This window comes from Mesorhizobium sp. M7A.F.Ca.ET.027.03.2.1, assembly GCF_003999175.1.
In the GTDB taxonomy this organism is placed as follows: Bacteria; Pseudomonadota; Alphaproteobacteria; order Rhizobiales; family Rhizobiaceae; genus Mesorhizobium.
The window spans coordinates 1-11,567 of record NZ_RZOM01000066.1; the positions used below are offsets into that span (position 1 = coordinate 1).

Annotated in this window: 10 protein-coding genes, 5 pseudogenes and 1 riboswitch; of the genes and pseudogenes, 5 read left to right on the forward strand and 10 right to left on the reverse strand. The window is 59.4% G+C overall.

Annotated elements, in window-relative coordinates; all coding sequences use genetic code 11:
- On the forward strand, positions 1 to 470 hold a 470-nt coding region (locus tag EN750_RS05115; protein ID WP_145967432.1), incomplete at its 5' end, for a 2OG-Fe(II) oxygenase family protein.
- A 592-nt stretch (positions 471 to 1,062) separates the two neighbouring features.
- Positions 1,063 to 1,614: an SET domain-containing protein-lysine N-methyltransferase gene (locus tag EN750_RS05120; RefSeq protein ID WP_126080611.1), complete on the forward strand. Its 552-nt coding sequence runs from the start codon at positions 1,063 to 1,065 to the stop codon at positions 1,612 to 1,614.
- Between the two features lie 169 nt (positions 1,615 to 1,783).
- On the opposite strand, the pseudogene EN750_RS05125 reads toward EN750_RS05120, so the two are convergent.
- From EN750_RS05125 to EN750_RS41615, 9 genes and pseudogenes are all read right to left on the reverse strand, one after another.
- A pseudogene (locus EN750_RS05125) lies at positions 1,784 to 2,174 on the reverse strand (ATP-binding protein); the annotation flags it as partial.
- A pseudogene (locus tag EN750_RS39300) lies at positions 2,169 to 2,364 on the reverse strand (IS3 family transposase); the annotation flags it as partial. The pseudogenes EN750_RS39300 and EN750_RS05125, both read right to left, overlap by 6 nt.
- Positions 2,358 to 2,564 (reverse strand): annotated as a pseudogene (locus EN750_RS05130) (thiamine phosphate synthase); the annotation flags it as partial. The pseudogenes EN750_RS39300 and EN750_RS05130, both read right to left, overlap by 7 nt.
- Positions 2,561 to 3,334: a thiazole synthase gene (locus EN750_RS05135; RefSeq protein ID WP_126057619.1), complete on the reverse strand. Its 774-nt coding sequence runs from the start codon at positions 3,332 to 3,334 to the stop codon at positions 2,561 to 2,563. The gene EN750_RS05135 and the pseudogene EN750_RS05130, both read right to left, overlap by 4 nt.
- Before the next feature lies 1 nt (position 3,335).
- Complete coding sequence (gene thiS, locus EN750_RS05140; RefSeq protein WP_126057620.1) at positions 3,336 to 3,533, reverse strand: sulfur carrier protein ThiS; 198 nt, start codon at positions 3,531 to 3,533, stop codon at positions 3,336 to 3,338.
- A complete protein-coding gene (gene thiO, locus EN750_RS05145; RefSeq protein WP_126057621.1) occupies positions 3,502 to 4,503 on the reverse strand; it encodes a glycine oxidase ThiO in 1,002 nt (333 codons plus the stop codon). Before thiO ends, thiS begins: the two co-directional genes overlap by 32 nt.
- Positions 4,500 to 6,335, reverse strand: a complete 1,836-nt coding sequence (gene thiC / locus EN750_RS05150; protein WP_126063809.1) for a phosphomethylpyrimidine synthase ThiC — start codon at positions 6,333 to 6,335, stop codon at positions 4,500 to 4,502. The genes thiO and thiC overlap by 4 nt, the downstream gene beginning before the upstream one ends.
- Before the next feature lie 103 nt (positions 6,336 to 6,438).
- A riboswitch (TPP riboswitch) is annotated at positions 6,439 to 6,555 on the reverse strand.
- Positions 6,556 to 6,676: 121 nt separating this feature from the next.
- A complete protein-coding gene (locus EN750_RS05155; protein ID WP_245482619.1) occupies positions 6,677 to 6,850 on the reverse strand; it encodes a hypothetical protein in 174 nt (57 codons plus the stop codon).
- Positions 6,851 to 7,566: 716 nt separating this feature from the next.
- Complete coding sequence (locus tag EN750_RS41615) at positions 7,567 to 8,028, reverse strand: hypothetical protein (RefSeq protein WP_306283303.1); 462 nt, start codon at positions 8,026 to 8,028, stop codon at positions 7,567 to 7,569.
- An 898-nt stretch (positions 8,029 to 8,926) separates the two neighbouring features.
- Between EN750_RS41615 and EN750_RS40465 the strand changes: the two are divergent.
- From EN750_RS40465 to EN750_RS05175, 3 genes and pseudogenes are all read left to right on the forward strand, one after another.
- Positions 8,927 to 9,449, forward strand: a pseudogene (locus EN750_RS40465) (SMC-Scp complex subunit ScpB).
- A 533-nt stretch (positions 9,450 to 9,982) separates the two neighbouring features.
- Complete coding sequence (locus EN750_RS05170; protein ID WP_126057624.1) at positions 9,983 to 10,633, forward strand: DUF433 domain-containing protein; 651 nt, start codon at positions 9,983 to 9,985, stop codon at positions 10,631 to 10,633.
- Between the two features lie 4 nt (positions 10,634 to 10,637).
- Positions 10,638 to 11,015 (forward strand): DUF5615 family PIN-like protein, encoded by a 378-nt coding sequence (locus EN750_RS05175; RefSeq protein WP_126057625.1) that lies wholly within the window; start codon positions 10,638 to 10,640, stop codon positions 11,013 to 11,015.
- Positions 11,016 to 11,036: 21 nt separating this feature from the next.
- Here EN750_RS05175 and EN750_RS05180 read toward each other — a convergent pair.
- Positions 11,037 to 11,567: pseudogene (locus EN750_RS05180) on the reverse strand (DNA-binding protein); the annotation flags it as partial.

Here is an 11,567-nt window from a genome sequence, read left to right on the forward strand (position 1 = left end):
GCTATTTCGAGGCCCTCATGCGGACCCCGATCAGCATTCAGCGGCTGCTTCACTACCCGCCGCAGAGTGGTTATATCAGCGAAGACATGATCGGAATCGGCGCCCACACCGACTACGGCAATTTGACCATCCTTGCACAGGACGACGTCGGCGGTCTTCAGGTCATGAACCGAGACGGCGATTGGGTACAAGGCACGCCGATCCACGGTACTTTCATAATCAACGTCGGGGACCTGCTTCAGCGGCTCACCAACGGTGTCTATCTGGCCAACCTACATCGCGTAGTGAATAGCTCAGGGCGTGAGCGATACTCAATCCCCTTCTTTATCGATGCTGATTTCGATGCGATCATTGAGCCATTGGCCTCATGTGTCACTGACAGCAACCCTCTGCGCTACCGGCCGGTGACTTGCGGCGAACACAAACTCGGGCGTTTCGCAGCAAGTTATGCTCATTTGGCCAAAGCATGAGAGAGCGGGCCGCCGCCTACTCGCGTGACAATACACTGCGGGGTCGAAGCGGCCCAGTCGAACTCAGAAAACGCCATAGGTGGGACAGTATTGTCACGCATTAGTCCCTTGACCGCGCCTTTGAAACTCAATGTGCGCGGCATCTGGCGGCAACAGGGGTTTTGCAGCCACTTCCTGCGGTATGCTAACGCTTTCGAGACCTGGACCCCCGGCTGGCGTGTCACGCGCACCATCCGCAGCAGGATAAACTGCTCGCTTGCAGACGCGTTGTCACCACTTCGCCTGCTGGTCTGTCGGATTCGCTACACACGCGTGATAGGCAATCTCTTCGTTAGCCTCAGTCAAATAGCCGAGAGAAATCAAAATCCTCGGCTGCCGGGCGGGTGAATCGGCACGATTTTTGAGTGTTTCCTGGGAGAGACAGTAGGCGCCGCTGACTGGGACCTAAGGCGCAAAACATGGACAAGCCCCCAACTTCGTAAATTACTTGGAACCATCGGGATTTTAGGAGGACGTTCCGAAAACAGCGAAATTCCAAGCGACCTCTGGCGAAAAGTACTCATCCCTCAATCGAGCAGGCGAAAGAAACAGTATGTCTGATACTCACATAAACCAAGATCTGTCTATTTTGACGGATGACGTCGCGTGCGCAAAGCAGCTCAATGCCCGCAACGTAAAAATCCTCAGCACGGGAGGAGAAAGGGGGCGCGGGGTATTCGCTGCTCGCGACTTCCTGCCGGGGGAAATTGTCGTCATCGGGCTAATTGACCGTATGGAAACGGTTCGAACGACAAACTCCTTTCAACTGGACTGGAATGTCCATGCTCTCTTTCATAAGCCGGCTGTCATTGTGAATCATTGTTGTGATCCAAACTTAGCGATTGTGCCCAATCGCTTCGGGGCCTACGACTTCGTCGCCATTCAGCATATCTCTTCTGGCGCCGAAGTGACGTGGAACTACGCTACATCGGAATTCGAGTGCATTGGGGTATCGGTATGTCTTTGTTCGTCTAGAAATTGCCGAGGCTCAGCCGGAGGCTTCTCCACATTGCCTCGCGATCATCCTCTGCTCGTATCGGGTTTTTACGCACCGTACCTCAAGAAAACCCAAGGCACCTTCCAAGAGAGAGATAGGGTTGCTTAGCCCCAGGGAACGCAACATGCGTCGGATGACCTGCTCGTTGGCAGTGCCGCCCTGACAGTGTTGCGCGCCGCGGTGAGCGTGCGCGGCCTCTGGCCAGTAGCGGACTTCAGATGAACTGCCTTGAACCAACGTGTGCGCACAATCTGTGCAATCCCCTGCGCGTCACCTGTCAATGCCACTCGTCCCCAAAAGTGCCGAAGTAAAATTCCCCAGTTTCGCCGCTCAGGCTGTCCCGGTGGGGGTGTCCATTTTTCGGTGGCCGGCCGCGCGGTCGCGATGGTGAATTTAATGTCGGCAATGTGATGGAGGCTTTTGATCGCAAGTGTTCTGGCATGAGCTCGGCGTGCTGGCGGAGCCGATAACTCGATCCTTCGATCTGGACGACGACCGCATGGTGAAGCAGGCGATCGAGAAGTGCGGTTGCGACGAGGGTCGCCGAAGACCTCGCCCCATTCGGCGAAGCCGCGATTTGAGGTAACAATCATTGCGCCCTTCTCGTAGCGGGCGTTTGCGAGTTGGAAGAACAGATTGCCGCCACCGTGGACGACGGGCAGGTAACCGAAGCGTCGACGCTCGTGCGTGAGGTCGCGCAGCCGACCACGCAGCTGTGTCTCTGGCGGTCGGCCAGACTGGTATCAATCATCTTGCGATCGGCGCCGACGAAGGACAGGCCCGACGCTCCGATAGGCCCATGACGGCCTGCAGATGCGCTACGGATTCGCGCTTGGCGGCGGGTCCTAACTTTTTTCGATTGCCAGGCGCCAGTGGTCGTTGACGATGAGTTGGCACTGGTATCGAGCACACAAGGCCTTCGCGGTGCGGATCTCCGCGCGCAACCCAGCCTCATCCACGGTCTTGATGCGCAGTTGCAGAAGCCGGACTCCGAGTGGGACCAGCCGTTCGATCCAGGCAGCGCTGTCGACGATCAGATAAAAGGGATCGAGCTTCATGAAAAAACGGCCCTGCCGACCATCGGTGTCGATGGCACGGCGACGTCGCGCGGTTCGAGCATTCCCGAACTGAACGCCTCACGACCGGCGTCGACCGCCTTACCGAAAGCACGCGCCATGCCGACCGGATATGCCGCCTTGGCGACCGCTGTGTTCAGGAGCACGGCGTCAAAGCCGAGTTCCATGACGGTGGCCGCGTGCGACGGCCGTCCGAGCCCCGCATCCACAATCAGCGGGACGCCAGGGAAATATCCGCGCATCGAGCGCAGCGCCGTCATGTTGACCGGTCCCAAGGCGGAACCGATCGGTGCGCACCACGGCATCAGGACCTTGCAGCCCGTTTCCAGCAGCCGCTCGGCGACAACGAGATCGTCGGTGGTATAGGGGAATACCGCAAAGCCGTCCTCGCACAGGATGCGGGCGGCTTCAACCAGACCGAACACATCCGGCTGTAGCGTGTCGTGATTGCCGATCACTTCGAGCTTGATCCAGTTGGTGCCGAAGACCTCGCGCGCCATTTTCGCGGTGGTGACGGCTTCCTTGACGGAGAGGCAGCCGGCGGTATTGGGCAGGATTCTGGCGCCCAGCGAGCGGATCAACGACCAGAATTGTTCGCCGGCTCTACCGCCCGCCATCTCACGCCGCAACGAGACGGTCACCACCGACGTGCCCGACGCCTTGACTGCATCGGCAAGGATGGCCGGCGAAGGATATTGAGCGGTGCCGAGAAGCAGGCGCGACGAAAGCTCGGTTCCATAAAGCTCCAACATGCTAGCCGCCCTGCATGGGCGAGAGGATTTCGATCCGGTCGCCGTCGCTCAACTGGAACTCCGTGCGGTTGGCTTTGTGCACGAGGTCGCCGTTGACGGCGGTGGCGAGCCAATCGCCCTCATAGTCGAGCGCGGCAAGCAACTCGGCCAGCGTGGTGGCGGCAATCTCACGCGCCTCGCCGTTGACCATCAGTTTCATGAGCATGCTCCTTGGTTCTGTCTTGACTGAAAACCAGGCCGGCAGCCTGGCGCGCCATGGCGGGGGCGAGGAGAAAACCGTGACGATAAAGACCGTTGATCGCGATGATCTCACCGTCTGTTTCGACGCGTGGCAAATTGTCGGGAAATGCCGGACGGACACCCACACCGGTTTCAACGATCTCGGCCTCACCAAAGGCCGGATGGAGGGCATGGGCGGCGCCCAGCAGCTCCATCATGGAACGCGCCGTCACCGGTCCGGCGCTCTGGCTTTCAATCATCGTCGCTCCGATCATGAAACGGTGATCGGTGCGCGGCACGGCATAAAGCGGAAAGCGTGGATGAAGCAAACGGACCGGCCGCGACAGCGAGACATCAGGCGTGCGAAGGATCAGCATTTCGCCGCGAACACCGCGCAGCCTGTCATCGGCCGCTGCCATTCCCATGCAGTCTATCTGACGGGCGAAACCCGAAACAGGCCGGGCGTCGCAGCCGAAGTGGAATTTGACACCCATGGTCGCAAGGTTGTCATGAAGTGCCGCCATCGCCTGGCGTGGGTCGAGGTGAGCCTCGTTGGGGAAGAGCAATCCACGCCGGAAGCGGCCGGCGAGGTCGGGTTCCAGGAGCGCAATTTCGTTTTCATCGACGCGCCTATGCCCTGACGTGCGACTGGCGAACCGGTCAAGCTCACCGGCATCACGCGGCGCGGCCACGACCAATGTCCCGGCCCGTGTCACCTGACCCGACAGCACCGCATCCCACCAGTCGGCAGCGTCGCGTCCGAGATCCAGCACCGGCTGCTCCGCGCTTTCGCGCTCGCACCATGGCGCCAGCATGCCGCCGGCGAACCACGACGCGTTGCCGCCAAGGCCATGCCGCATCTCGGCGACTGTGACCGTCGCGCCGCGGGCGGCGAGTTCGAAAGCGACGGTGAGGCCGGCAACGCCGGCCCCTTTGACGAGCACCCTCATGATGGTTTGGGAGCCTCCGGCACGACCGGTACGCCAGTCTCGTCCGCCGGCATGTAGAGATCGCCGCCCTCCCGGTATTTTGCCGCCATTGCCGCCATGCCTTCCTTCTGAGCCTCGGCACGGATGTCGTGGGAAATGCGCATGGAGCAGAATTTCGGCCCGCACATCGAACAGAAATGTGCCAGCTTGTGCGCCTCCTTGGGCAAGGTCTGGTCGTGGAAGGACCGTGCGGTTTCGGGGTCGAGCGACAGGTTGAACTGGTCCTCCCAGCGGAACTCGAAGCGCGCGCGCGAAAGGGCATCATCCCTGGTTTTCGCTGCCGGATGGCCCTTCGCCAGATCGGCTGCATGGGCGGCTATCTTGTAAGTGATCACCCCAATCTTGACGTCGTTGCGGTCGGGAAGGCCGAGATGCTCTTTCGGCGTGACGTAGCAAAGCATTGCGGTGCCGAACCAGCCTATCATGGCGGCACCTATCCCTGAGGTGATGTGGTCATAGCCCGGCGCGATGTCGGTCGTCAGCGGCCCCAACGTGTAGAACGGCGCCTCACCGCACACTGCGAGCTGCTTGTCCATGTTCTGCCTGATCTTGTGCATGGGGACATGGCCCGGGCCTTCGATCATCACCTGGCAGTCCTTTGCCCAGGCAATCTTGGTGAGTTCTCCAAGTGTTTCCAGTTCGGCGAATTGCGCCGCGTCGTTCGCATCGGCGATTGAACCGGGACGAAGGCCGTCGCCGAGCGAGAAGGAAACGTCATAGGCTCTGGCGATGTCGCAGATCTCCTCGAAATGCTCGTAGAGGAAGCTCTCCCGGTGATGGTGCAGGCACCATTTGGCCATGATCGAGCCGCCGCGCGAGACGATGCCCGTGACCCGGTCGACGGTCAGCGGTATGTAGTGCAGCCGCACGCCGGCGTGGATGGTGAAATAGTCGACGCCTTGCTCGGCCTGCTCGATCAGCGTGTCGCGATAGACCTCCCAGTTGAGGTCCTCGGCGATGCCGCCGACCTTTTCGAGCGCCTGATAGAGCGGCACCGTGCCGATCGGCACCGGTGCATTGCGCACGATCCAGTCGCGGATGTTGTGGATGTTGCGGCCGGTCGACAGGTCCATCACCGTATCGGCGCCCCAGCGGATCGCCCACACCATCTTTTCGACCTCTTCGGCCATCGACGATGTGACAGCCGAGTTACCGATGTTGGCGTTGATCTTCACCAGGAAATTTCGCCCGATGATCATCGGTTCGCTCTCGGGATGATTGATGTTGGCGGGAATGATTGCGCGTCCGCGCGCCACCTCGTCGCGCACGAATTCGGGTGTGACGAAATCTGGGATCGCCGCGCCGAAGGCTTCGCCGTCGCGTTGCAGCTTGCCGCGCATCACCTCGCGGCCGAGATTCTCGCGGATGGCTACGAACTCCATTTCTGGCGTGATGATGCCGGCGCGCGCATAGGCAAGTTGGGTCACCGCCTTGCCCTGCTTGGCCTTGAGCGGCCGATTGCGTATCGGAAATTCCGGTGTCAGGCGCTCGCCGGTGGCGAATCCATTGTCTTCCGGCCGGACGTGGCGGCCGTCATAGGCTTCGACATCGCAACGCGCCGTGACCCATTCGTGGCGAAGCCGGGCAAGGCCTTTTTCGATGCTGGTTTGGACTGATGGATCGGTGTAGGGGCCGGACGGATCGTAGACGGTGACGGGCGGTTCGCCGGCCGTCGGATGGACGGAAATCTCGCGCATCGGCACCCTGATCTGCGGGTAGAGGACGCCGGGCTTGTGGATTTTCCGCGAGGCGGGCAGTGGTCCCGTCGACACGGCGGGGGTGAGGGCATTCATCGTGAGGCTCCTTTGCTCATGCATTGGAGACCCAGTTCTGTGCCGGAAGGATGAAAAGACGCTTCTGTAGACCTGCTGCAGCAGGACCTCGGGCGTAAACTCCCGCAAAGCGCTTGCACCGTCCCTACGCCAGTATGAACTGGATCAGGTTCAACGGGTCACTGCGCCGCGAAAGCCAGCAGTATCTCAGCCCCTTACCGGGACTCCCCTGGTGAATGCCTCAAGTTGAATGGGCCGGTGCTGCTTTGTCAAGCGCCTTCGGGCGCCTTCGGGCGCCTTCGGCCGGTGGCGACGTCCGGCGGCCGGCCGAGCGGAGAGCTCGCGCATGCATCGGGGACAAGTCACGCCCCGTAGACCAGGGCTGGAATGGCCAAAGTCTCATTCGCTTCGTGAAGGATGGAAAAACTGTATCGGCCATGTGCGTCGAGATCGACCGAGTAGCTCAGGCGGTCACGGATGTGGTTATCCTGGTCGAAGGCGACGATTTGCGGCTTCAGCGAGGTGATTTGCACCACGTCCAGGTAGATGGAGTTGCAGATATGATCTGGTCGTCGGGCTGGCAGGTGCAAGCGGCCGCTCTATTCAGGATGCGGCATCGGCGGCGTTCCCGATACCAATGATATCTTGCGGGCAACTTATGCAATCACCGGCTTCGTAAAACCCGACGGCGGCGGCCGTGTCCTGGCGCTGAGGATGTGCCGCTGTTCCAGCAGAGAAATCGCGTGGGCGCGGAGTTTTCGCTCTGCGAGGAAGAGTTGACGCAATCGTTTAGCTTGCTTGCAGTTCGTAGAGACCCGCCTTTGAAAGCAACTAAGCTATTGCATTGATATGTTGGTGCGCGATCGATCGCTACATAGCCGGCCGCCATTATCCGAGTATTGATCCGCCGGTGTTCGTGTTGCCGTATATGGCAATCCCTGCGAGATCGTCGCGGCCGGATCGGCCGCACCCTCTAGTCATAAAAGGGGAAGCGACCGAGAATTCCGCTGCCGAAAACTTCTCTGGCTTGGCTATGCATGCGGTAGATGAGATCGCCGCCTACCGCGACCTGGTCGAGGAAGGCATCGACGCCCAGTTCGGACAGCCTGGTTATCGCAATGCGTTAGCGGCTCAGACTTGCGGTCTCGAGAGCGGCCTTTGGGGGTCACCTCTTTTTTGTTTCAGAGGTTGGAAGACGGCTGCTCGTTACCCAATAGAAATGGCGACTACGGAACGCGATCGATCGCGGCCATCAGGAAACACCTGTCTTCGGCTCAACCTCGACATGGCGTCCGATCGACCGCAGATATACAGCTATCTCGTCCATGAGATGATCGCGTTCGCCGTAGATCTCAGCAATCCTGCGCAGCTGTGGCTCGACGGACCTCCGTTGCGCCGGCGTCAAATCAGCATCGCCAAAGACATATCCCAAGTTGCCAATCGCGCAAATGTTGCAGCCGGCCTCCACAACTGCTTGCACGAATGCCGGAATGTCTTTTTCTTGCATAGTCTTCATGTCGAACCTCTCGTGAATGGCGTGCTTGCGCGCCCATGCTGCCTTTTCAGCGTGTCCTCTGGGCGGCGCAAGCCTTGAGCGTAATTGTGCCGGGCAACCTCGACTATCCCGTCTGCCACGCTCTTTAGAGTCGGTGGGGTCTGGTGATTGCAGGCTGGGCCACTCAAAAGCCTGCAAGAAGAAAGTCATGGCGACCATTGCTCAAGATCGCGAGGGTGCGTGCAAGACCTTCCGTTGGCAGTCATGCACGCTCACCCAGCAACTGGGTATTGAGCAACTGGGTCTCACGTCGCGGGTCTCGTGTGCTTCACAGCCGAAAATAAGGTACCACCGTGGCTATTCTCAAGTGCAGGCTACCTCTTCAGGACACGGCGGAGTGCCTTCCGACGCACCCCTGGTGCAACGTGCGACCTAACGAGACACATCTCGTTCGCGTTCCCTCGACCTTTCTTCGTATTGCTGCTTGCCCTGCGATTTCAGGCCCTCTGCTAGCTTCTCGGCCGCTCTTTGGCCTGCAATGTCACTATTCAAGATCATATCCGACATCCCTGGATGGTCATAACCGTAATGCGCATGCAGTTTCCCTCACGAGCAGCGCCTATCCGTCGATTAGTTCGTCTTCCGGAACCCGAAGCCCTTTTTATCCGGCGTACCTATCCACCATTCAACCGGTATACCTTTCCCAACTTTGGCGGACCATTTACCTCAGGCATGATCATCTCGCGTGACATTTTTTTTTGGCGCCATCATCGCACGTGGCATTTTCTAAAAACCAAGACGTGTCAATTTGTAAAATCAAGGATGCGGCCGCGCCCGTTGCGAGGATTTGCAGGTAGCTCTTCAGCCCCAACACGATGTGTGAGGCGGCGGTGGAAAAGGCAACCGACGGCGTCGACGCGTCCTTTGATGATCGCAAGCGATATGCTTCGTCGCGAGCCCAGATTGCGGTCTCGGGCACAAGGCGAGATCACAGTTCTGCGATCTGTGGTAACGCGAGCCCGCAAAGCGCCGCTGCGGCCACCGCTTTTGGAATCTGGACGAGATTCGTCGTCGTCTGAGATCAGTTGATCGAGCAGTTCGCGCGCGCGGGACGCGCTTGCGGTGCAGTCTCTCCCGCGAGCTCGCCCGTGACCTTCTCATCGACGACATCCGAGAGCTGCGCGGACGGCCCTATGACCTCGTCGCTGTCGCCGGCGGCTGGAAGCACCTGACACGGCCGGCCTATGCCGATGCCATCCGCGCCTGCGGAAGCAGCGGGCGTGCCGTGGACCTGACGTGGTCGGACGTGCTGATGCTGATGTGCATCGGCACTTCCAGCCGATTACCCGCGCCGAATTGTCGTCGGTTTTCGGGAAGTAATCAGTCGCGACCTGATCGGCCATCTGCGGCACCGGCCTGATCGCGTCGAACCCGCGCAGTCCGACGCCCGGCGCTCCCTACACCTATGTGACGACAAAAGCGTCCTGCTCGAGTTCGGCCTCGACACGCTTCGCGATCTCCCGGACTGCGAGGCGCTCGAGGATGCCGGGCTGCTGAGCAGAGATGAGCTGCTTGCTGGTGAAATTATGCCAGAGTTGGCTAGTGGCCATGAGGATGCGGGTTTGGATACGGAGGAATAGCTTGGCGCTGCAGACGCTGTGGCCACCGGGCTTGCGAGTGCTTCCAGCTTTCCATAGCGAATCTAGCGCGCCCAAGGGCGTCCGAAATTTGTAGGCAAATTTCGGACATGGACACGGTCAGCGACGTCAAGCAGGCAGCGGTATGCGGCCTCTGCACCGCTGTCGCCCAAAAATTCGTGGCCATGGGCAAGCCCCACTTGAGACCCCCAGAGAGAACGCTCGTGAGCGATGGAAACGGTTTTGGTCCAAAGCTTGATACAGATGGCCTGCAGATGGGTGTAGGGTTTCAAAGCGCTCGAAGACGCGCCTTCGCAGAGTTAAAAGTCCGCGACGAACTCGTGTGTCGTTTGTCGCCAACTGCAAATTCGATAGTTAGCGCAATTATACTGCGCCGAGTCTGCCATCTCGAGCCCCAAGGGTTTGTGAGGCCTCTCGGCTCACCACCGCCTTTGCTAACCGCCGTGATTCCAAAGACGCGTGCCTTTACGGAGGGGGTCAAACGGCCTATATTATTCTTTATAAGGAGAAGAATAATGGGCACACTTGCTCGCATCTACACCCCCGCAGAGGCAGCCGCCGTCAGCGGGATAGGAATCAAGGCCGTGCACAATGCGATCGACAAACGCATTGTCGATACTGTGCCAAGCACTGCTCGGCGCATCGGTGGGGTCGTCCGACGGGCATTGACCGGCGAGGATTTGCTGCGGCTCAAGCTTTGGTATGGCGTGGGTGCGACATTGCCCGCTGATCGTCGCTACCGCCTGTTCGAGGAAATCAAAGCTGCCCCAAGGGCCAAGACCGTAAGGGCCGACGACCTGCTGATCGTCGACGTCGCCGAGGCACGTAAACAGCTCAAAGCGCGCATCGTGGATCTTGATGAAGCGGAGGCCGCCATCGGCCGCGTTAAAGGGGTGATGGGCGGAGAGCCTGTCTTCAAAGGAACCCGCATCCCTGTTCGTATGATCACGACGATGCTAGCGCAGGGCGCAGATGAAGCGGAGGTTCTGGAGGGATATCCGAAGCTAACGCCGCGCGTGATTGAGCTCGCCAGAATGTGGGTCGCCGCGCACCCGGTTCGTGGGCGGCCTAAGAAGCTGGTCGAGCAGGGCGTGAAAATAAAGTCGTCGAAGCGCGTGGTTTTGAAGGGCGACCCAGGTCCGTCGGCCAGGTCGAGACGCGTGTGACCTCGTGAGGTTTCTGATCGATGAGTGCCTGCACACGTCTCTGGTTGCGGTAGCCCAAGAACGCGGACATGAAGCAAACCACGTCAACTGGCTTGGGCTAAGCGGCGAAACCGACTGGGACCTCATGCCGCTCATTATCGATGAGGATTTCACCTTCGTCACCAACAATGCTAAGGACTTCAGGAAGCTCTATGCCAAAGAACCGGTTCACGCCGGCCTGATTATCGTCGTCCCTCAGGTCGGGCCTGAAAAACAGAGAGAGCTCTTCGATGCTCTCCTCGAGGATCTTGGCCCAGAGGAATTCCTGATTAATGAAGTTATCGAAATCGAGATCGAAAACGGCATTGCAATCGTAACACGATACGATCTGCCGTCGCCCTAGCTGAGGCTGCGCGATCTCCGCTTATGACCGACCCGGTTGCCAGTCGCTCATCTGCAAAATGTTACCGCCGAGTTTTGCAAACGCGCGTTGGCGGCAGGAGAAAACGAGAATCTGCTGATCGTGTGATTGACGATGCAAAGCGTCGAACATGCGCTCGATGCGGTCGTCATCGGAATAAACCAAAGCGTCATCCAGGATAACCGGTGTGGGTCGGCCGTCGCGGGCAAGCAAACGGGCGAAGGCCAGACGTGTCAGAACCGAAAGCTGTTCTCGCATGCCGCCACTCAACCTATCGACATCCTCATCCTGACCATTGCGGCGAACGGTCTGTGGCAACAGTGTGTTCTCGTCGAACACTATGGAGATGTCATCGAATAGCAATCCAAGCAGCGGTCGCAGCTCGGACATGACCGGCTTCAGATAAAGATCGCGTGCCGTCGAGCGCGCAGCGACCAGCGTCGTGCGCAGCCGGTCGAGGACGGCTTTTTCGAATTCGAAGCGTCTCGCTCGCTCTCCAGCGATTTCCAATTTTTCTGTGGCCTCGCGCAAAGC

Excerpts from the sequence above, each read along its gene's own strand:
- EN750_RS05120 (WP_126080611.1), top strand. The coding sequence starts at position 1,063 with ATGTCTGATACTCACATAAACCAAGATCTGTCTATTTTGACGGATGAC.
- thiC (WP_126063809.1), bottom strand. The coding sequence starts at position 6,335 with ATGAATGCCCTCACCCCCGCCGTGTCGACGGGACCACTGCCCGCCTCG.
- thiO (WP_126057621.1), bottom strand. The coding sequence starts at position 4,503 with ATGAGGGTGCTCGTCAAAGGGGCCGGCGTTGCCGGCCTCACCGTCGCT.
- EN750_RS05170 (WP_126057624.1), top strand. The coding sequence starts at position 9,983 with ATGGGCACACTTGCTCGCATCTACACCCCCGCAGAGGCAGCCGCCGTC.
- EN750_RS05135 (WP_126057619.1), bottom strand. The coding sequence starts at position 3,334 with ATGTTGGAGCTTTATGGAACCGAGCTTTCGTCGCGCCTGCTTCTCGGC.
- EN750_RS41615 (WP_306283303.1), bottom strand. The coding sequence starts at position 8,028 with ATGGTCGCCATGACTTTCTTCTTGCAGGCTTTTGAGTGGCCCAGCCTG.
- thiS (WP_126057620.1), bottom strand. The coding sequence starts at position 3,533 with ATGAAACTGATGGTCAACGGCGAGGCGCGTGAGATTGCCGCCACCACG.